Source organism: Streptomyces griseus subsp. griseus (genome assembly GCF_003610995.1).
Lineage (GTDB): Bacteria > Actinomycetota > Actinomycetes > Streptomycetales > Streptomycetaceae > Streptomyces.
Genome location: NZ_CP032543.1, coordinates 5,117,140 through 5,136,982, shown reverse-complemented (window position 1 = coordinate 5,136,982; position 19,843 = coordinate 5,117,140). Strand labels below are relative to the sequence as shown.

Here is a 19,843-nt window from a genome sequence, read left to right as displayed (position 1 = left end):
CGGGCCACAATGGACGGGTGAACCGCCCCGAGACCCTTCTGCGCCCCCGGGTCCCGTCCCCGCTCCAGGAGGCCCGGGACGACCGCTTCGCCCGGCGCGGGATCACGCTGCTCCTCAAGCGGGACGACCTGATCCACTCCGATCTGCCGGGCAACAAGTGGCGCAAACTCGCCCTCAACCTGGAGGCGGCCGCCGGGCGGACCGTGCTGACGTTCGGCGGTGCCTACTCCAACCACCTGCGGGCCACCGCGGCGGCCGGCCGGCTGCTGGGCTTTCCCACCATCGGGGTGGTGCGCGGCGACGAGCTGGCGCACCGCCCGCTCAACCCCTCGCTCGCCCGGTGCGCCGCCGACGGCATGCGCCTGCACTTCGTGGACCGTACGACCTACCGGGCGAAGGCCTCACCCGAGGTCCTGGAGGGGCTGCTGAGGCTGTACGGGGACGTCGAGGTGATCCCGGAGGGCGGCAGCAACGCCCTGGCCGCACAGGGCTGCGCAGCGCTGGGGCGCGAGTTGCGCGGGCTCACCGATGTGGCGGCCGTGGCCTGCGGGACCGGCGGCACCCTCGCCGGGCTCGCGGCCGGGCTGGCGGAGGGACAGCGTGCCCTGGGTGTACCGGTGGTGCGCGGCGGCTTCCTCGGGGCGACCGTGACCGCGCTCCATGACGAGGCGTTCGGCGGCCAGGCCGGGGACTGGTCCCTCGACGAACGCTTCACCTTCGGCGGCTACGCCCGTACGACGGCGGAACTGGACGCCTTCGCCGCCGACTTCGAGGACCGGCACGGGCTGCCGGTGGAGCGGGTCTACGTCGCCAAGCTGCTGTTCGCGCTGACGGCCCTGGCCGAGGAGGGCGCTTTCGCTCCGGGCACCCGGGTGAGCGCGGTGATCACCGGCACACCGGACCCGTGGAGCCCTCAGGAGTCGTCCGTCTCCCGGTAGGCGGCCGCCTCCTCCAGGTCCAGCCGGCGCAGCAGCGTACGCATCATCTCGTCGTCGATCCGCCGCTCGTCCCGGAGCCGGACGAAGACCTCCCGTTCGGCCTCGATCATCTCGCGGGAGAGCCTCCGGTAGGTGTCGTCCGCCGACTCCCCGGTGACCGGGTCGGCCGCTCCCAGCCGCTCCCACACGGCGTTGCGGCGGCGCTCCAGCACGCTGCGGAGCCGGTCGGCCAGCGGGGGCGGCAGGCTGTTGCGCGGGTCGGTGAGCAGCCCCTCAAGGCGGGCCTCGGCGGCGACCGACGCCTCGCTCTGGGCCTGCGCCTCGATGAGGGTCTCGGTCTGCGGGTCGCGCCCCGGCAGCTTCAGCACGCGGACGAGGACGGGCAGGGTCAGCCCCTGGATCACCAGCGTGGCGATGACGGTGGTGAAGGTCAGGAACAGCACCAGGTTGCGGGCCGGGAAGGGCTCGCCGTCGTGCGTGACCAGCGGGATGGAGAAGGCGACGGCGAGCGAGACGACCCCGCGCATACCCGCCCAGCCGACGATCAGGGGCGCGGTCCAGTCGGTGCCCGGCTCCCGCTCCCGTACCCGCCGGGAGAGCCGTCGGGGCAGGTAGGTGGCCGGGTAGACCCAGATGAAGCGGACCACGACGACGGCGACGAAGATGATCGCCGCGTAGCCGAGCGCCGCCGTCGTGCCGCCCGCTTCGAGCCCCTTCAGGACGAACGGCAGCTGGAGCCCGATCAGGGCGAAGACCGTGGACTCCAGGATGAAGGAGACCATCTTCCAGACCGCGGCCTCCTGGAGGCGGGTGGCGAAGTCGACCTGCCAGGAGCGGTGTCCCAGATAGAGGGCGACGACGACCACGGCGAGGACTCCGGAGGCGTGCACCCGTTCGGCCGCCGCGTACGCCACGAACGGGATCAGCAGGGAGAGCGTGTTCTGGAGGAGGGCTTCCTTCAGATGCGTGCGCAACCAGTGCAGCGGCACCATCAGGAGCAGGCCGACCCCGACCCCGCCGACCGCGGCCAGCAGGAACTCGGCGATCCCGGCGGCCCACGTCATCCCCTCCCCCACCGCCGCTGCCAGCGCCACCCGGAAGGCGGTGATCGCGGTGGCGTCGTTCACCAGCGACTCACCCTGGAGGATGGTCGTCACCCGGGCGGGCAGCCCGACCCGGCGCGCGATCGCGGCGGCCGTCACGGCGTCCGGCGGGGCGATGACGGCCCCCAGGACGAGCGCGGCGGTCAGCGGCAGCTCCGGAATGACCAGGTACGCCAGCCAGCCCACGGCAAGGGTCGCGAAGAGGGTGTACCCCACGGAGAGCAGCGCGACCGGCCGGATGTTGGCCCGCAGGTCGAGGTAGGAGCTGTCGACGGCGGCCGTGTAGAGCAGCGGGGGCAGCAGCAGCGGGAGGACGACGTGTGCGTCCAGGTGGTACGTAGGAACGCCCGGCACCAGGCCCGCGACAAGGCCCACGGCGACCAGGACGAGCGGGGCGGGAATGGGGGTGCGGCGCGCCGCACCGGCGACCGCCGCGCTGGCCGCGACCAGCGCCACCAGCGGCAGCGCGTCCATCTCACCGTCCTCGGATCCGTCGTAACCTGCCCATCATGAGCGAGTGTGCGCACGTAGCGGATCTGCCACGCCCCGAGCCCGTACCGCTCGGGGACACCTGCCCCGAGTGCCTGGCCGCGGGCACCCACCCCGTGCAGCTGCGGCTCTGCCTGACCTGCGGGCACGTCGGCTGCTGCGATTCCTCACCTCTGCGGCACGCTACCGGGCACTTCCGGGAGACCGGCCATCCGGTGATGCGGAGCTTCGAGCCGGGCGAGAGCTGGCGCTGGTGCTTCGAGGACGGTTCGATCGTCTGACGTGTGGGTACGTCAATCCGGCGCCGGTTCTTCGTAATTGGACGCCGCAGACCCCTAGCCACTGTGCGTACTCATGGGTTTACTATGAGTGATGGCCGGGGGATGGGGTGCGGGCGACACTGCATCATGGATCCGATAGCGTCGCCGAGCTGAGAACCGTCGACCGACCACATGGCTCCGGGCCACCCTTCCCGGAACCTCGAAAGAGTTTGTGCCACCTTGGAGGTGAGGGTGTCCCAGATCGCAGGCGAGCCCGGGAATCAGGACTTCGTAGAGGTCCGGCTGCCCGCTGCGGGTGCCTACCTGTCGGTGCTGCGAACGGCCACGGCCGGTCTCGCAGCGCGTTTGGACTTCACTCTCGACGAGATCGAGGATCTTCGTATCGCGGTCGACGAGGCCTGCGCGATCCTGCTTCAGCAGGCCGTGCCCGGCTCCGTCCTCAGCTGCGTGTTCCGTCTCATCGACGACTCTCTCGAGGTGACGGTGTCGGCCCCCACGACGGACGGCCGCGCACCCGAGCGCGACACCTTCGCCTGGACGGTGCTCTCCGCACTGGCCGGCAAGGTCGACTCGACGGTCGCCGACGACCGTACGGTCAGCATCAGCCTCTACAAACAGCGCGGCGCGGGCCCCGGGCCGGCGTGAGCGACGGGAACGGGGACGGTCCTGTGCGGGACGAGACGATCCGATCCGGGGTGGTGCGACCGGCAGGCATCCCGGAGCAACAGGCCCGGCCGCATCCGGTGGACGGAGCGGACGGGCCTGAGAGCCTCAACGTCGCGGTGGAGCAGGCGCAGGAGCGGGCGGGCCAGATGAGCGAGCACGGGCACCACGATCCACACGACCGCAGCGGGGCCCGGGCCCTGTTCATCGAGTTGCGGGAGCTTCCCGACGGCTCGGCGGAGAAGGCGGAGCTGCGCAATCGGCTGGTGCGGATGCACCTGCCGCTGGTGGAGCACCTCGCCCGCCGCTTCCGCAACCGCGGGGAGCCGCTGGACGACCTGACGCAGGTCGCCACCATCGGGCTGATCAAGTCGGTGGACCGGTTCGACCCGGACCGGGGCGTGGAGTTCTCGACGTACGCGACCCCCACGGTCGTCGGCGAGATCAAGCGCCACTTCCGGGACAAGGGCTGGGCGGTGCGGGTGCCGCGCCGCCTCCAGGAGCTGCGGCTCTCCCTGACCACGGCCACGGCGGAGCTCTCCCAGCAGCACGGCCGCTCGCCGACCGTGCACGAGCTGGCCGAGCGGCTGGGCATCTCCGAGGAGGAGGTGCTGGAGGGCCTGGAGTCGGCCAACGCGTACAGCACGCTCTCGCTGGACGTGCCGGACACGGACGACGAGTCCCCGGCGGTCGCGGACACGCTGGGTTCGGAGGACGAGGCGCTGGAGGGCGTGGAGTACCGGGAGTCGCTCAAGCCGCTCCTGGAGGACCTCCCACCGCGCGAGAAGCGGATCCTGCTGCTGCGCTTCTTCGGGAACATGACCCAGTCGCAGATCGCCCAGGAGGTCGGTATCTCACAGATGCACGTCTCCCGGCTGCTGGCCCGCACCCTGGCCCAGCTGCGCGAGCGGCTGCTCGTCGAGGAGTAGCCCCCACCGCAGAAGTGGGTGAACCTGGGCCCGCGGGCCCAGGGCTCAGGACCCCGGGTCCGTCCCGGCGCCCCTGCGCAGGCCCAGGGTCCGGGTGGTCTCCGGGTTCAGGACGAGCGCCAGACCGGTCACGGCGACCGCCGCCAGGACGATCCCGGTCGGGATCAGCGCGCCCTGGGAGCGCAGCAGCGTCCAGGCCACCGGCAGCGCCATGATCTGGGTGATCAGCGCCGGGCCCCGGCTCCAGCCGCGCAGCAGCGTCAGCCCCCGGGCGGCGATGAGCGGGATCGCGCCCAGCGCGATCAGCGTGATGCCTACCGTCTCCGCCTGCTGCGGGCTCTCGGGGCGCCCGAGCACCCCCATGACCAGCAGCCAGAGCCCGCTGACCGCGAGCGCGGCGCCTTCGAGGGCGTTGATCCCGGCGAGGAGGGTGATCCTCCGCGGGCGCTCCGTCGCGGCGGGCGAGGGGGTGGAGGAGGTCGCTTCAGTGCTCACGCCTTTCAGGTTGGCATCCCCGGACCCCGGAAGTGAAGCCGGGGGGCGCGGGCGCGGCGCACGTCACGTGCGGGGAAGGCGCCACGGAGTACGCACCGGCACGGCCTCACGGAGCGTGACCGTCCAGCAGCGCAGTGAACCGCGACTTCGGTACCGAACCACCCGGTAGGTACTCTGACGGGCATGCGCGCACTCCTCGTGGTCAACCCGGCAGCTACCACCACCAGTGCCCGCACCCGTGACGTTCTCATCCACGCCCTGGCCAGCGAGATGAAGCTGGAGGCGGTGACCACGGAGTACCGGGGTCACGCGCGGGATCTGGGGCGGCGGGCGGCCGACAGCGACGACATCGACCTCGTGGTCGCCCTCGGCGGCGACGGCACGGTGAACGAGGTCGTGAACGGGCTGCTGCACCGGGGCCCGGACGTGGACAGCCTGCCGAAGCTCGCCGTCGTCCCCGGCGGCTCCACCAATGTCTTCGCGCGCGCCCTGGGGCTGCCGAACGACGCGGTGGAGGCGACCGGCGCGATCCTGGACGCCCTGGAGAACCGGACCGAACGCACGGTCGGTCTGGGCCTGGCGGCCGGCACCCCGGGAACCGAGGACGAATCCGTACCAGAACGCTGGTTCACTTTCTGTGCCGGTCTCGGTTTCGACGCCGGAGTGGTCGGCCGGGTCGAACAGAAACGCGAGCACGGCAAGCGGTCGACACATGCGCTGTACGTACGCCAGGTGGTGCGCCAGTTCCTGAACGAGGCCCACCGCAGACACGGGACGATCACGCTGGACGTGCCCGGCCAGGACCCGGTGACCGACCTCGCGCTCTCCATAATCTGCAACACCGCCCCCTGGACCTACCTGGGGAATCGTCCGGTGTACGCCTCCCCGAAGGCCTCCTTCGACACCGCTCTGGACGTCCTCGGACTGAAGCGTCTCTCCACCGCCGCGGTCGCCATGTACGGCACCCAACTGCTCACTTCGAGCCCTGACAGAGGGCCGCGCGGGAAGCACGCTGTTTCACGCCATGACCTCACGGACTTCACCTTGCATTCAAAGGTCCCACTGCCCTTCCAGATGGACGGCGACCACCTGGGACTGCGTACGAGCGTGACGTTCACAGGCGTACGCCGTGCACTGCGTGTGATTGTGTGAGTGGAAGGGCCGAAAGTCCTTTAACTCGAACGTTTGGCCTGGCCCCCACCCCTTAGAAGTGCGGCTGTGACCTAGTCGACACCGAGGAATCAAAAAAAACTTTCCAGAAGGGGTTGTATCCGCCGCCGAGGTTTGCGAATCTCTACATGGCGATCGGGACGGCCCGCAGCACCGGCCTCCCTGAGAGCAAGAACCCCTCCTCACCATCACAGACCACACCCAGTGCTCCTGGGAGTCGGCCCGTCATCCGTGGGGGGATTCGTGAAAGCGTTCACATTCACAAGCAACAAGCGTGTAATACCAAGGAGAGGTAGCAGCCATGGACTGGCGTCACAACGCCGTTTGTCGTGAGGAAGACCCCGAGCTGTTCTTCCCCATCGGCAACACCGGTCCTGCGCTGCTGCAGATCGAGGAAGCCAAGGCCGTCTGCCGTCGCTGCCCCGTCATGGAGCAGTGCCTGCAGTGGGCGCTCGAGTCCGGCCAGGACTCCGGCGTCTGGGGTGGCCTCAGCGAGGACGAGCGCCGCGCGATGAAGCGCCGTGCCGCTCGCAACCGGGCGCGTAACGCCAGCGCCTGACCGACGCCCCCCACGAACAGGCCTCAGCCAGGCGGCGCGCACAGAGCGTGCGCACAGCCCCGCCTTCGAGTCGCAGCGCGCAGTACCCCCGAGCGCATCGCAACGTGAGCAACACGGAGCGGGCCCGGACCGTCACCACGGTCCGGGCCCGCTCTGTTTGCGCGCACCCCTGCTCGCTCTCCGTCTGTGCGCGTTCCTACTTGTCGCCGCGTACCGGCAGGTCCAGCACCACCTGGGTGCCGCGCTCCGGGGCCGGGACCATGCCGAACGTGCCGCCCAACTCCCCCTCCACCAGCGTCCGTACGATCTGGAGCCCCAGATTGCCGGTCCGCTGCGGGTCGAACCCCTCGGGCAGACCGCGCCCGTCGTCGGTGACGGTGATGAGCAGCCGGCCCTCGGCCGGTGAGCCGCCGCGCACGGCGGAGACCTCCACCGTGCCCTGGTCCGCCACCGCGAACGCGTGTTCCAGGGCGTTCTGCAGGACTTCGGTGAGCACCATGGAGAGCGGGGTGGCGACCTCGGCGTCCAGGATGCCGAAGCGTCCGGTGCGCCGGCAGGTCACCTTGCCGGGTGAGATCTCGGAGACCATCGCGATGACCCGGTCGGCGATCTCGTCGAACTCGACGCGCTCGTCCAGGTTCTGCGACAGCGTCTCGTGGACGATGGCGATCGAACCGACGCGCCGCACCGCCTCGTTGAGCGCCTCGCGCCCCTGTTCGGAATCCATCCGGCGGGCCTGGAGGCGCAACAGGGCGGCCACCGTCTGGAGGTTGTTCTTCACCCGGTGGTGGATCTCCCGGATGGTCGCGTCCTTGGTGATCAACTCGCGTTCGCGACGACGGAGTTCGGTGACGTCCCGGAGCAGGACCAGCGAGCCGATGCGGACGCCCTTGGGCTTGAGCGGAATGGCCCGCAGCTGGATCACCCCGCCCTCGCCCTCCACCTCGAACTCGCGCGGCGCGTACCCGCTGGCCACCTTCACCAGGGCTTCGTCCACCGGGCCCCGGGAGGGCGCCAGTTCGGCGGTGGTGGTGCCGAGGTGGTGGCCGACCAGGTCGGAGGCGAGGCCGAGACGGTGGTAGGCGGAGAGGCCGTTGGGGCTGGCGTACTGGACGACCCCGTCGGCGTCCAGCCGGATCAGGCCGTCGCCGACGCGCGGGGAGGCGTCCATGTCGACCTGCTGGCCGGGGAAGGGGAAGGCCCCGGCGGCGATCATCTGGGCCAGGTCGGAGGCGGACTGGAGGTAGGTGAGCTCCAGCCGGGAGGGGGTGCGCACGGTGAGCAGGTTGGTGTTGCGGGCGATCACCCCGAGGACCCGGCCCTCACGACGTACGGGGATGGACTCGACCCGTACGGGAACCTCCTCGCGCCACTCCGGGTCGCCCTCCCGCACGATCCGGCCCTCGTCCAGCGCCGCGTCCAGCAGCGGCCGGCGGCCGCGCGGCACCAGGTGGCCCACCATGTCGTCCTGGTAGGAGGTGGGGCCGGTGTTGGGCCGCATCTGGGCGACGGAGACGTACCGTGTGCCGTCCCGGGTGGGCACCCACAGCACGAGGTCGGCGAAGGAGAGGTCGGAGAGCAGCTGCCACTCCGAGACCAGCAGATGGAGCCACTCGAGGTCGGTGTCGCTCAGAGCGGTGTGCTGGCGGACGAGATCGTTCATGGAGGGCACCTGTGGAGCGTACCCGGGGTCGACAGCGGCGTTCGAACCGCTCGGCTCCGCGGGCCGTGCCTCAGGTCAAGGCGCCCGTGCCGGACGGGATGCCGATGGACAGGGCGCGGCGTGCGGCCGGAGAATGTCGTGCACATGGATGGACACAGGCAATTGGTCTAGTCCACAATGGGTTCACCAAGACCTCCACTCTCCCCGCACAGGAGAGTGGACCGAGGCACCCGGCGCTCTCTGCCCTGACCGCGCCAAGGTGCCTCCTGTGGCCGGGGGCACCGCACACCGCCGGCCAGGTAGCTCCGGGCTGCGGTGCCGGGCGGGCTGAGGGTCCCGTCCTGGCGCCGCGGCCCGCGGGTGTTTCCGGGGCCTGTGTACGGGTGTGCGCTCAGCGGGTCTCCGTGACCTTCGCCAGCGCCCGGGGTGAGTCCGGGTCCTGGCCGCGCGCGATGGTGACCTCGTACGCCAGCATCTGGAGCGGCAGGATCTCCAGGATCGGCTGCAACTCCTCCGGCACCCCGGACGTCGGCAGCGAGAAGCCCGCCGAGGCCGCCTCCACCTGCACCTTCGGCCCGACCACGAAGAGGTCCGCGCCGCGTCCGCGCAGCCGGTCCAGCACCGGCTGGAGGGCCTCACCGCCCCGGCCGTCGGTGACCACGGCGATCACCGGGGAGATGTTGTCGACCATCGCCAGCGGGCCGTGCAGCAGATCGGCGCCCGAGTAGGAGAGAGCGGGGATGTAGCTGGTCTCCATGAGCTTCAGGGCCGCTTCCTTGGCGGTGGGGTAGCCGTAGCCGCGCGAGGTGATCACCATGCGCTCGGCGAAGCGGTAGCGGGAGGCCAGCGCCCTGACCTCGGCCCGGCGGCCCAGGATCGCGCCCGCCAGATCGGGCAGGGAGGCCGCCGCCTCCGTGCCGTCGGCGCCCGCCAGTCCCTCCACGAAGAGGTACAGGGAGAGCAGGGACGCCGTGTACGTCTTGGTGGCCGGGAGCGCCTTCTCGGGGCCCGCCAGGATGTCGATGTGGTACTCGGATACGGCGGCGAGCGCGGAGTCCGGGTTGTTGGTGACCGCGAGGGTGACCGCGCCGGCCTCCCGGGCGGCCCGGGTGGAGGCCACCAGGTCCGGTGAGCCGCCCGACTGGCTGACGGTGATCACCAGGACGTCCCGGAGATCGGGCTTGGCCCCATACGCCGTCGTGGTGGACATGGAGGCGAGGCCGCAGGGCAGGCCGAGCCGGATCTCCAGCAGGTACTTCGCGTAGAGCGCCGCGTTGTCCGAGGTGCCGCGCGCGGTGAGCAGCACGAAGCGGGGCTTCCTGGCGGCGATCTCGGCGGCCACCTCACGGATGCGGGGCGCGCCCCGGTCGAGGATGCGCCGCAGCATCGCGGGCTGCTCGGCCATCTCGCCGGACATGATGCGGCCGGGCGCGTCGTCCTGGTCGTCGGGGCCGGGCGGAGGGGTGGCTGACATGGGGGTGCCTCCCGGTGCGGTGTCGTACCGGACAAGTCGACCAGGCGAAGCCGGGGTGCGCCAGCGGACGGGCCCGCGGATCGATCCGCGGGCTGTTCACCGCGCAGCTGCCCGATTCTGCTAGATTGGAACCTTGATTGGTCTATACCACACGGTTCCACTCATCAGATCGGCAGGCACAGCGTGGAAGTTGTCATCGTCCCGGACGCCACGGCAGGCGGCGAACTGATCGCGGAGGCCATCGCCTCCCTGCTCAGCCGCAAGCCCGACGCCCTGCTCGGCGTTGCCACCGGCTCTACCCCGCTGCCCATCTACCGCGCGCTGGCGGCCAAGGTCGCCGCGGGTTCCGTCGACGCCTCGCGCGCCCGCATCTGCCAGCTGGACGAGTACGTCGGGCTGCCGGTCGGCCATCCGGAGTCGTACCGCTCCGTGGTCCTGCGCGAGGTCGTGGCGCCGCTCGGGCTCTCCGAGGCGTCCTTCATGGGCCCCGACGGCTCGGCCGAGGACGTCCAGGCCGCGTGTGAGGCGTACGACCGGGCGCTGGCCGAGGCCGGCGGGGTCGACCTCCAGCTGCTCGGCATCGGCACCGACGGACACATCGGCTTCAACGAGCCGTGCTCCTCGCTCGCCTCGCGCACCCGGATCAAGACGCTGACCGAGCAGACGCGGGTGGACAACGCGCGCTTCTTCGACGACGACATCGACCAGGTGCCGCACCACGTGATCACCCAGGGCATCGGGACCATCCTGGACTCCCGGCACCCGATCCTGCTGGCCACCGGGGAGGGCAAGGCGGAGGCCGTGGCCCAGACGGTGGAGGGGCCGGTCGCCTCGGTCGTGCCGGCGTCGGCGCTGCAGTTGCATCCGCATGCGACGGTCGTGGTGGACGAAGCCGCGGCTTCGAAGCTGAAGCTGGCGGACTACTTCCGCGCCACGTACGCGGCGAAGCCGGCCTGGCAGGGGCTGTAGGGCGTACGGCTGTACGTGCGGGAAGGGCCAGGACGCCGTGAGGAGTCCTGGCCCTTCCCGTTGTACCGCCCGTCCGGCGAGAGGCTTCGCCCTCGATCGCCGGACGGGCTTGGTCTGTCCGCCGACCCACCGGTCACCGCGGGAGGCGCGTACTACGCCCCCGTCACCGCTTCCACCGCCGCCTGGCCGCAGACGCGGGAGGCGCCGTAGGTGGCCACGTGGAGCGAGCCCCGGGCAGTGGACTCCGGGAGGCCCATCTCGACCACGATGGTGTCCGGACGGGCCGCGAGCAGGCCGTCCAGGGCCTGGGCCATCCAGGCGTGGCGGTGTTCGTCGCGGACGACGGCGACGATGCGGCGGTCACCCGCCGCCGCGAGGATTCCGGCCGCCGGATCGGCGCCCTCGCCGCTGTAGCGGCCCGCCTCGGTGCCCGGACGGAGGCGGGCGATCCCGTCGGCGATGCCCCACGGGGTCTCGTCGCCGACCGCGATGTTCGCCTCCGTGACGAACTCCGCGACATGGGCCGGACCGGTCAGCGGGTCGCCGGTGCCGGTGACCCTCACCGCGCGGCGGGCGGCCACCAGGCCGATGTCGGAGCTGACTCCGGTGCCGGGCGCGGTCCCCTCCTGCACTTCCGCGCCCGGCTCCGGGACGTCCCCCCGGGCCCCCTGCGTCCAGGACGCGAGGGCTCGTACACGGGCGGCCGCGTCCGCGAGCCGCTCCTCGGGCAGTTCCCCGCTCCGTACCGCCGCCACCAGGGCGTCGCGCAGAGCGACCACCGTCTCCTCGTCGGCCAGCCCGCCGCCGACGCAGATCGCGTCGGCGCCCGCGGCTATCGCGAGGACCGATCCACGCTCGATGCCGTAGGTCTTGGAGATGGCCTCCATCTCCACACCGTCGGTGACGATCAGGCCGTCGTAGCCCAGCTCCTGGCGGAGCAGACCGGTGAGGATCTGCGGGCTCAGGGTGGCCGGGCGGTCCGGGTCGAGTGCGGGAAGCAGGATATGCGCGCTCATCACGGATTTGGAACCCGCCGCGATGGCCGCCCGGAAAGGCAGCAGCTCACGGGCGTGCAGGGTGTCGAGATCCACATCGATGCGGGGCATCGCCAGGTGCGAGTCGACCGCGGTGTCGCCGTGGCCGGGGAAGTGCTTGGTGCAGGCGGCGACGCCGGCGGCCTGGAGCCCCTCGACGTACGCGGCGGTGTGCCGTGCCACCAGGGCGGTGTCGGCGCCGAAGGACCGTACGCCGATGACCGGGTTGCCCGGGTTGGAGTTGACGTCCGCGGACGGCGCCCAGTTGAGGTTGACACCGCACGCGGCGAGCCGGCGGCCGAGCTCGTGGGCGACGGCGCGGGTGAGGTCGACGTCGTCGACCGAGCCGAGGGCGAAGTTGCCCGGGAACGAGGAGCCTTCGTTGACCTCCAGGCGGGTCACGTCCCCGCCCTCCTCGTCGATGGCGACGAGGACATCGTCCCGCTCGGAGCGCAGCCGCGCGGTGAGGGCGGCGAGCTGGCCGGGCGACTCGATGTTGCGGCCGAACAGCCCGACGGAGGTGAGCCCTTCACCGACGCGGCGCAGCAGCCAGTCCGGGGCGGTGGTTCCGGTGAATCCGGGCTGGAGCACCGCGAGCGCGTCACGCGTCAGGGTGTCCGTGGTGGAAACGAGGGTGGTCATGGGACCGCACTATCCCTTCACAGCGCCGGAGGTGAGGCCAGCGGCCATCTTCTTCTGGATGATCATGAAGAAGATGACGACGGGCAGGGCGATCATGGTGGAGGCCGCCATGAGTGCGCCGTAGTCCGTTCCGCGCTCGGTGGTGAAGGTCATCAGCCACACGTTGAGCGTGTACTTGGAGTTGTCGTTGATCAGGATGTACGCGAAGAGGTACTCGTTCCACGCGTTCACCAGGGCGAAGATCGACGCGGCGGCGAGGCCGGGGGCGAGCAGCGGGAAGACCACCTTGCGGAAGGCCCCGAAGCGGGTGAGGCCGTCGACCATCGCGGACTCCTCCAGCTCCACCGGGATGTTCACGACGAAGCCCCGGATCATGATGGTGGCGAAGGGCAGCGTGGAGACCAGGTAGACGACGATCAGGCCCCAGTACTCGTCGATCCCGCCCATCGCGTTGAGCTGGGCGTAGATCGGGATGAGCATCGCCGTCGGCGGCAGCATCTGGACCAGGATCATGATCAGCAGGAGCGGCTTGCGGCCGAAGAACCGGAACCGGCCGATGGCCAGGGCCGCCAGCGTCGCGATGATCATGCCGCCGACCACCGCGGTGACGGCGACGATCAGGCTGGACTGGATGGCGGTGGTGAAGTTGGGCTGGTTGACCGCGCGTTCGAAGTTGTCGAAGGTCAGCGAGGTGGGCCAGAGCTTCTGGTCGTAGCTGCGGATCTCCTGGTTGGGCCGGAGCGAGCTGATGACCAGCCAGTAGACCGGGAAGATCATGACCACGGCGATGCCGAGGCCGATGATGTCCAGGTGGAGCCGGCTCTTCTTCCGGTCGGGACGCAGCGCCTGTGTTTCGGTCGTGCTGCTCATTCGACCTCTCCCGTCTTCATGAGCTGGCGCAGGTAGTACACGGCCACACCGGACAGGAGCAGCACCGTGATCAGGGCGATCGCGGAGCCCTGGCTGAAGGAGGTGGACTCGAACGCCTTGGAGTAGGAGTAGAGGCCGAGGGTCTCGTACTCCGGCTCGGGCTTGTTTCCGCGCAGCAGCCAGATCTGGCCGAAGACGTTGAAGTCCCAGATCACCGAAAGGGTGGCGACCATGGTGAAGACCGGCTTGATGACCGGCCAGGTGACGAACTTGTAGACGCCGTAGCCGCTGGCACCGTCGAGGGCCGCGGCCTCCTCCAGCTCCTGGGGGACCTGGGTGAGGGCGGCGTACAGGGTGACGACCACGAACGGGATGGCGCCCCAGACGACCAGCAGGGTGATGATGCCGAAGCCCTGGACCGGGTTGAGGTACCAGTTGTGGCCGAGCCAGTCCTCGCCGACGACCTTGGCGACCAGGGTGTTGATCAGCCCGTAGTCGGAGTCGGCCATGAACCGGAAGATCGAGGCGGCGACCATCAGCGGCATCGACCAGGCGGCGATCAGGGCCACCGTCAGGACGAGCCGGACCCAGGTGGAGAGCCTGCGCATGAGCAGGGCGACGAGCAGCCCGATGCCCATGGTCAGCGTCACACAGATGGCCATGAAGACCACCGTGCGGAAGGTGACCCACCAGAAGTCGGGGTCGCCGAGAATGTTCGTGAACTGCTCGAAGCCCACCCAGGGGGCGGGCTCTCCGGACCACAGTTCGCGCCGGCCCATGTCCTGGAAGGACATGATGACCGTCTTGCTGAGCGGGTAGAGGTAGACGGCGGCGATCGCCACGATCGCCGGGAGGATCAGGAAGTAGGGGAGGAGTTCACCCTTCTTCCGCTTCCTCTTCTGTACCCGGGGCCCGCCGTCGGAGGACGGCTTCCCGGTCGGCTGCGGGTCGGGCGGTAGCGGGACCGGCGGCCCGACGGCCTTGGTATCAGCGGCAGACACGTGGCTGACCTTCCATCGCGGTCCGGGGCGGGCCCCGGAATTCACGGCGTGCACTTACGGGAAGAGGGCGGGGGCCCGGCAGAGATGCCGGGCCCCCGCCTGGCGACCGGAAGGTCAGGACTTCTTGTTGATCAGGGCGTTGATCTTGTCGTCGGCCTTCTTGGAGGCGTCGGCGACGGAGCCGCCCTTCAGGATCTCCAGGAGCAGGTTCTCCAGGATGTCCTCCTTCTCGACGGAGGCCCAGCCCGGCGCGATCGGCGTGAACCAGGCGTCCGGCACCGCGTTGGCGATGGCGGCCGTCTCCGGCTTCGACTTCAGCGGCTCAAGCTGCTTCTCGTTGTTCGGGAGGACGTTCTTCGACGCGAGGACCTCGCCGCCCTTGGCGTTGGTGTAGAGGGCGATCCACTCCTCGCCGAGGTCCTGGACCTTGGACTTGGAGATCGTCGCGAGGTCGGAGCCGCCGATGAAGGACGGGAGGGCCTTGCCCTCGGGGCCGGGCATACCGGCCGTGGCGATCTTGCCTTCCAGCTTCGGGTTGCCGTTCTCGCCACCCGTGACGCTGCCGGCCTCCCAGGCCTGGCCGTAGATGACCGCGGCCTTCTCGTTGGCCATGACGTTGGCGTGGTCCTGCTCGTCCTTCGTCTGGTCGGCCTTGTTGTACTTCTTGACCAGGTTGACGAAGTGCTCCAGGCCCTTCTGCGCCTCGGGTGTGGAGAGCGCGCCCTTCCACTCCTTCGAGCCCTCGTCGTAGGAGGCTATCTGGCCACCGTAGGCGGCGACGTAGGACATCGCGGCGTACCAGTAGCGGCCCGGGAAGTAGAGCGAGGAGGCGCGCTTGTCCTTCTTGGCGAGCTCGGCGGAGACCTTGTCCATCGCCTTGAGGAACTCGTCCTCGGTCTGCGGGAGCTCGTCGCTGCCGGTGCCGGCCTTCAGCATGTCCTTGTTGTAGACGGCCAGACGGGCGCTCGCGTAGTAAGGAACGCAGTACGTCTTGCCCTCGAAGGTGCAGGTGTCCTTCAGACCCTTGATCCAGGTGTCCGAGTTCTCGTACTTCTTGGGGTCGATTTCCCCGAGCGCACCATTGAGGATGTACTGCATGGTCTCGGTGTTGCCGAGTTCGACAACGTCCGGGAATTTGTCGCCACCGAGGGAGGTGTCAAGCTTCTTGACCTTGTCAGCCCACTGCTGGTACTGAACCTTGACCTTGACGTTCGGGTACTTCTTGCTGAACTCGGCGTTGGTGTCCTTGACCAGCTCGGGCCACGTCGACTGGGCCTCGCCCATCAGCCAGACGGTCAGGTTCTCCTTGCGGTCCTTCGGCTCCTGCGACGATGCCTTGTCGTCGGAACCACACGCCGCGACCGAAACCAACATGCCCGCGACACCGATAGCCGCGATGAGCTTGCGCTTCACGTCAAACCCTCCTCAGGGATGCTGCAACCCCACCCACCGCGAAGACATTCGACGAGTTCTGCTGGGGCTGGACCTGGTCTTTAATGGTTTAGACCAGTACCGGGAGCTTGGCCTAGACCTTTAGGGGTGTCAAGGGTGTATAAGAAGTGCACTCGCGTCCGTTATAGGACCGACACCTAAGGGAGGGCGACGACCCGTGACCGGACCGTGCCACCATGTGAGCCGCGACAGACGGAGGAGCCGGTGACGGCAGTAACGCAAGCGTCGGAGAGGCGGGCCATGGGTGCCGACGGGGGCAGTTCGGGGAGCGAGACCGGTAACGGTACGCGCACCGCGCGCGTACCAAAGTACTACCGGCTCAAGCGCCATCTCCTCGACATGACCGATACCTTGCCACCCGGCACCCCGGTGCCGCCCGAACGCACCCTGGCGGCCGAGTTCGACACCTCGCGCACCACCGTGCGCCAGGCCCTTCAGGAGCTGGTCGTCGAGGGCCGGCTCGAACGCATCCAGGGCAAGGGGACGTTCGTCGCGAAGCCGAAGGTCTCCCAGGCGCTCCAGCTGACCTCGTACACCGAGGACATGCGCGCCCAGGGACTGGAGCCGACCTCCCAGCTCCTCGACATCGGCTACGTCACGGCGGACGACACCCTCGCCGGACTGCTGGACATCTCCACGGGTGGCCGGGTGCTGCGCATCGAGAGACTCCGGCTCGCCAGCGGAGAGCCGATGGCGATCGAGACAACCCACCTTTCGGCCAAACGCTTCCCGGCGCTGCGCCGCTCGCTGGTGAAGTACACCTCGCTCTACACCGCGCTGGCCGAGGTGTACGACGTCCGCCTCGCCGAGGCCGAGGAGACCATCGAGACCTCGCTCGCCACCCCGCGCGAGGCCGGTCTGCTGGGGACGGACGTGGGGCTGCCGATGCTGATGCTCTCCCGTCATTCCATCGATGGCCAGGGCGAACCCGTGGAGTGGGTGCGATCCGTGTACCGGGGCGATCGGTACAAGTTCGTGGCCCGTCTGAAGCGGCCGACCGACTGAGAGCCGACAGCGTGCGAACAGGCGGTGGCCCGGGGATTCCCTCCCCGGGCCACCGCCTGTTTTCGGTCAGGTCAGGCGGCTTCCCTCCGCGTGAACCGATTCCGCCTGCCGTCCGTGTCCTTACTGCGGACCTTCGGTGGAGGCATCGGCGATACGCGACCGGTATGCGGACAGGGGTTCCGGAGAGCGGCCGTACCACCTAGATTTCGCGCACGTTACGACTGTGATCACGCGAGGGGACGGATCGATATGCCGGAATCGCCCACACCAGCACCACCGGTTCCACAAGCACCGGGACGGCGGGCGCTGTCCCCGAAGTCCATAGTCGTCTGGAGCCTGGTCGGCCTGGTCGGCGCCATCGGCTGGGCCACCCTCGCGCTCTCGCGCGGTGAAGAGGTCTCGGCCGCCTGGATGCTGGCGGCGGCGCTGGGCTCGTACGCCATCGCGTACCGCTTCTACTCCCGGTTCATCGCCAACCGGGTCCTCAAGGCGGACAAGAACCGCGCGACCCCGGCCGAACTGCTGGACAACGGTGTCGACTTCCACCCCACCGACCGCCGGGTCCTCTTCGGCCACCACTTCGCCGCCATCGCGGGCGCGGGCCCGCTGGTCGGCCCCGTGCTCGCCGCGCAGATGGGCTATCTGCCGGGCACGATCTGGCTCGTCGTCGGCGTCATCTTCGCCGGTGCCGTGCAGGACATGGTGACGCTCTTCTTCTCCACCCGCCGCAACGGCCGTTCGCTCGGCCAGATGGCGCGCGACGAGATCGGCCCGGTCGGCGGCGTCGCCGCCCTGGTCGCGGTCTTCATCATCATGATCATCCTGCTCGCGGTCCTCGCACTGGTCATCGTGAACGCGCTCGCCCACTCGCCGTGGGGCGTCTTCTCCATCGGCATGACGATCCCGATCGCCCTCTTCATGGGCGTCTACCTGCGCATCCTGCGGCCCGGCAAGGTCAGTGAGGTCTCCCTCATCGGCGTCGCGCTGCTGCTGCTCGCGATCGTCTCCGGCGGCTGGGTCGCCGAGTCGTCATGGGCGGACTTCTTTACGCTGGAGCCGGGCACCCTGGTCATCTGGATGATCGTGTACGGGTTCCTCGCCTCGGTGCTCCCCGTCTGGCTGCTGCTGGCGCCGCGCGACTACCTCTCCACCTTCATGAAGGTCGGCACCATCGGGCTGCTGGCCCTCGGCGTGATCGTCGCGCTGCCGACGCTGAAGATGCCGGCCGTCACCGACTTCGCCACCAGCGGCTCGGGGCCGGTCTTCGCCGGTTCCATGTTCCCCTTCGTCTTCATCACCATCGCCTGCGGCGCGCTCTCCGGCTTCCACTCCCTGGTCTCCTCCGGCACCACGCCGAAGATGGTCCAGAAGGAGACGCAGATCCGGGTGATCGGCTACGGCGCCATGCTGGTCGAGTCGTTCGTCGCGATCATGGCGATGATCGCGGCCTGCATCATCGACCCGGGCCTCTACTTCGCCATCAACGCGCCCGTCGGTGTGATCGGCGACAGCGTCCAGTCCGCCTCCCAGGCCGTGGCCAACTTCGGCTTCACCATCACGCCGGACGCCCTGGCCCAGGCCGCCAAGGACGTCGAGGAGGCGAGCCTGCTCTCCCGGACCGGCGGCGCGCCCACGTTCGCGCTCGGCATGTCGGAGATCTTCTCCGCCGTGATCGGCGGGACCGCGATGAAGGCGTTCTGGTACCACTTCGCCATCATGTTCGAGGCGCTCTTCATCCTCACCACCGTGGACGCCGGCACCCGCGTCGGGCGCTTCATGCTCCAGGACATGCTGGGCAACGCCTACAAGCCGTTCCGCGAGGTCTCCTGGAAGCCGGGCGTCTGGTTCGCCAGCGCGGTCGTGGTGGGCGGCTGGGGCTACTTCCTCTGGGTCGGCGTGCACGACCCGCTGGGCGGCATCAACCAGCTCTTCCCGCTCTTCGGCATCGCCAACCAGCTGCTGGCCGCCGTCGCGCTGGCCGTCTGCACCGTCCTGCTGATCAAGTCCGGCCGCCTGAAGTGGGCGTGGGTCACCGCGGTGCCGCTCGCCTGGGACGTGGCCGTCACCCTCACCGCGAGCTGGCAGAAGATCTTCTCCTCCGACGTGAAGGTCGGCTTCTTCGCCCAGCGCGACAAGTACCAGGCGGGCATCGACGCGGGCGAGGTGCTGCCGCCGGCCAAGAACATGGACGACATGCAGACCGTCGTCACCAACTCCACCGTCGACGGGGTGCTGTGCGCGCTCTTCGCGCTCCTCATCATCGTGGTGCTGGTGGATGCCGGGCGGGTCTGCTTCAACGCCATCCGCGACCCGGAGAGCGTCAGGCTCCACGAGACGCCGTTCGTCCAGTCCAAGTTCGTCGCCCCGGCCTCGCTCATCGCCACCAAGGAGGAGAAGGCCGAACTGGCCGCCGCCGGTGTCGGCCCCGAGGGCGGCATCCGCAAGGAAGCGGCGGGAACGGGGAGCCGGACATGACCCTCGCGGACGTACGACGGGTGGCCGGACGGATCCGCTGGTACGTCCGTGAGCTGACCGGCGAGTCGACGTACGACCGCTATGTGGCGCACGCGAGGGCTCACGATCCGGACACGCCGGTGATGGACCGCCGGGCCTTCGAGCGGAGCCGCACGGACGCCCGTGAGGCGGACCCCCGCGAGGGCTTCCGCTGCTGCTGACCGCCACCGGCCGATCGGGGCCGCCGCACCCCTCCCAGGGGCGCGGCGGCCCCTTTTCGCGCCCTCCAAGAGGGCCTCTGCGCGCCGCCGATACGGAGAAAGCCGGGCGAAGAAGCCAGACCGCCATACCGACATCTGTTCACGCCGACACAACATGTGGGGGCTTCCTCATCGAGCGCCCCCCACATGTATGCTCGACCTCGCTGTCGCCGCAGGGGAATCCGGTGCGAATCCGGAACTGTCCCGCAACGGTGTGATCAGTGTGCTTTTGCACACCCGAAGTCCGAAGACCTGTCGACAGTGCGTCCGGCTCGACCGAACCGGACGCCAGACGTCCGGGCCTCGCGGATGGGCCGGTGGACGCCGTAGCAGTGCTGCCCTGGAGGGCATCGTGCTGCCCGGTTTCCCCGCTCGCCGCCGGCCCCCAGCCG

At 69.6% G+C, this 19,843-nt stretch carries 18 protein-coding genes and 1 riboswitch; of the genes, 10 read left to right on the top strand and 8 right to left on the bottom strand.

The window, feature by feature from the left end; translation table 11 throughout:
• Window positions 1-17: 17 nt before the first annotated feature.
• Window positions 18-938 carry a 1-aminocyclopropane-1-carboxylate deaminase/D-cysteine desulfhydrase gene (locus tag D6270_RS23315; protein ID WP_109163671.1) on the top strand — a complete coding sequence of 307 codons (921 nt, stop codon included), beginning with the start codon at window positions 18-20 and terminating at the stop codon, window positions 936-938.
• On the opposite strand, the gene D6270_RS23310 is transcribed toward D6270_RS23315, so the two are convergent.
• The gene (locus tag D6270_RS23310; RefSeq protein ID WP_109163672.1) at window positions 914-2,515 is read right to left on the bottom strand and encodes a Na+/H+ antiporter; all 1,602 of its coding nucleotides are present in this window, start codon (window positions 2,513-2,515) and stop codon (window positions 914-916) included. The two genes, D6270_RS23315 and D6270_RS23310, sit on opposite strands and share 25 nt — an antisense overlap.
• A 35-nt stretch (window positions 2,516-2,550) precedes the next feature.
• Here D6270_RS23310 and D6270_RS23305 point away from each other — a divergent pair, with 35 nt between their 5' ends.
• The 3 genes from D6270_RS23305 to D6270_RS23295 all read left to right on the top strand — a co-directional run bounded on the left by D6270_RS23305 (window position 2,551) and on the right by D6270_RS23295 (window position 4,403).
• Window positions 2,551-2,811 (top strand): UBP-type zinc finger domain-containing protein, encoded by a 261-nt coding sequence (locus tag D6270_RS23305; protein WP_109163673.1) that lies wholly within the window; start codon window positions 2,551-2,553, stop codon window positions 2,809-2,811.
• 231 nt (window positions 2,812-3,042) lie between these two features.
• Window positions 3,043-3,456 (top strand): ATP-binding protein, encoded by a 414-nt coding sequence (locus tag D6270_RS23300; RefSeq protein WP_014048265.1) that lies wholly within the window; start codon window positions 3,043-3,045, stop codon window positions 3,454-3,456.
• Window positions 3,453-4,403 (top strand): RNA polymerase sigma factor SigF, encoded by a 951-nt coding sequence (locus D6270_RS23295; protein ID WP_376197499.1) that lies wholly within the window; start codon window positions 3,453-3,455, stop codon window positions 4,401-4,403. Before D6270_RS23300 ends, D6270_RS23295 begins: the two co-directional genes overlap by 4 nt.
• 45 nt (window positions 4,404-4,448) lie before the next feature.
• Here the strand turns inward: D6270_RS23295 and D6270_RS23290 are convergent, their stop codons facing one another.
• Window positions 4,449-4,898, bottom strand: coding sequence for a hypothetical protein (locus D6270_RS23290; RefSeq protein ID WP_109163674.1), 450 nt, complete (start codon window positions 4,896-4,898; stop codon window positions 4,449-4,451).
• Between the two features lie 183 nt (window positions 4,899-5,081).
• Here D6270_RS23290 and D6270_RS23285 point away from each other — a divergent pair, with 183 nt between their 5' ends.
• Window positions 5,082-6,050 (top strand): diacylglycerol/lipid kinase family protein, encoded by a 969-nt coding sequence (locus D6270_RS23285; protein ID WP_109163675.1) that lies wholly within the window; start codon window positions 5,082-5,084, stop codon window positions 6,048-6,050.
• Window positions 6,051-6,369: 319 nt separating this feature from the next.
• Entirely contained in the window at window positions 6,370-6,627 is a 258-nt protein-coding gene (locus tag D6270_RS23280) for a WhiB family transcriptional regulator (RefSeq protein WP_003953983.1), read from the top strand.
• Between the two features lie 196 nt (window positions 6,628-6,823).
• Here the strand turns inward: D6270_RS23280 and D6270_RS23275 are convergent, their stop codons facing one another.
• Together D6270_RS23275 and D6270_RS23270 are read right to left on the bottom strand one after the other, a co-directional pair.
• A complete protein-coding gene (locus D6270_RS23275; RefSeq protein ID WP_109163676.1) occupies window positions 6,824-8,290 on the bottom strand; it encodes a sensor histidine kinase in 1,467 nt (488 codons plus the stop codon).
• A 391-nt stretch (window positions 8,291-8,681) separates the two neighbouring features.
• Window positions 8,682-9,764, bottom strand: coding sequence for an SIS domain-containing protein (locus tag D6270_RS23270; protein WP_109163677.1), 1,083 nt, complete (start codon window positions 9,762-9,764; stop codon window positions 8,682-8,684).
• A 183-nt stretch (window positions 9,765-9,947) separates the two neighbouring features.
• On the opposite strand from D6270_RS23270, the gene nagB reads away from it, so the two are divergent.
• Window positions 9,948-10,733 carry a glucosamine-6-phosphate deaminase gene (gene nagB, locus D6270_RS23265; RefSeq protein ID WP_109163678.1) on the top strand — a complete coding sequence of 262 codons (786 nt, stop codon included), beginning with the start codon at window positions 9,948-9,950 and terminating at the stop codon, window positions 10,731-10,733.
• A 152-nt stretch (window positions 10,734-10,885) separates the two neighbouring features.
• On the opposite strand, the gene D6270_RS23260 is transcribed toward nagB, so the two are convergent.
• The 4 genes from D6270_RS23260 to D6270_RS23245 form a co-directional block, all read right to left on the bottom strand.
• Window positions 10,886-12,409, bottom strand: a complete 1,524-nt coding sequence (locus D6270_RS23260) for a glycoside hydrolase family 3 protein (RefSeq protein WP_109163679.1) — start codon at window positions 12,407-12,409, stop codon at window positions 10,886-10,888.
• A 9-nt stretch (window positions 12,410-12,418) separates the two neighbouring features.
• A complete protein-coding gene (locus D6270_RS23255; protein WP_109163680.1) occupies window positions 12,419-13,279 on the bottom strand; it encodes a carbohydrate ABC transporter permease in 861 nt (286 codons plus the stop codon).
• The gene (locus D6270_RS23250; RefSeq protein ID WP_109163681.1) at window positions 13,276-14,280 is read right to left on the bottom strand and encodes a carbohydrate ABC transporter permease; all 1,005 of its coding nucleotides are present in this window, start codon (window positions 14,278-14,280) and stop codon (window positions 13,276-13,278) included. Before D6270_RS23250 ends, D6270_RS23255 begins: the two co-directional genes overlap by 4 nt.
• Before the next feature lie 114 nt (window positions 14,281-14,394).
• Window positions 14,395-15,693: a sugar ABC transporter substrate-binding protein gene (locus D6270_RS23245; RefSeq protein WP_109163682.1), complete on the bottom strand. Its 1,299-nt coding sequence runs from the start codon at window positions 15,691-15,693 to the stop codon at window positions 14,395-14,397.
• Window positions 15,694-15,972: 279 nt separating this feature from the next.
• Here D6270_RS23245 and D6270_RS23240 point away from each other — a divergent pair, with 279 nt between their 5' ends.
• From D6270_RS23240 to D6270_RS23230, 3 genes are all read left to right on the top strand, one after another.
• Complete coding sequence (locus tag D6270_RS23240; RefSeq protein WP_018489091.1) at window positions 15,973-16,737, top strand: GntR family transcriptional regulator; 765 nt, start codon at window positions 15,973-15,975, stop codon at window positions 16,735-16,737.
• 249 nt (window positions 16,738-16,986) lie between these two features.
• Window positions 16,987-19,212 (top strand): carbon starvation CstA family protein, encoded by a 2,226-nt coding sequence (locus D6270_RS23235; protein WP_109163683.1) that lies wholly within the window; start codon window positions 16,987-16,989, stop codon window positions 19,210-19,212.
• The gene (locus D6270_RS23230; protein WP_109163684.1) at window positions 19,209-19,412 is read left to right on the top strand and encodes a YbdD/YjiX family protein; all 204 of its coding nucleotides are present in this window, start codon (window positions 19,209-19,211) and stop codon (window positions 19,410-19,412) included. The genes D6270_RS23235 and D6270_RS23230 overlap by 4 nt, the downstream gene beginning before the upstream one ends.
• A 178-nt stretch (window positions 19,413-19,590) precedes the next feature.
• Window positions 19,591-19,726, top strand: a riboswitch (cobalamin riboswitch).
• Window positions 19,727-19,843 lie beyond the last annotated feature (117 nt).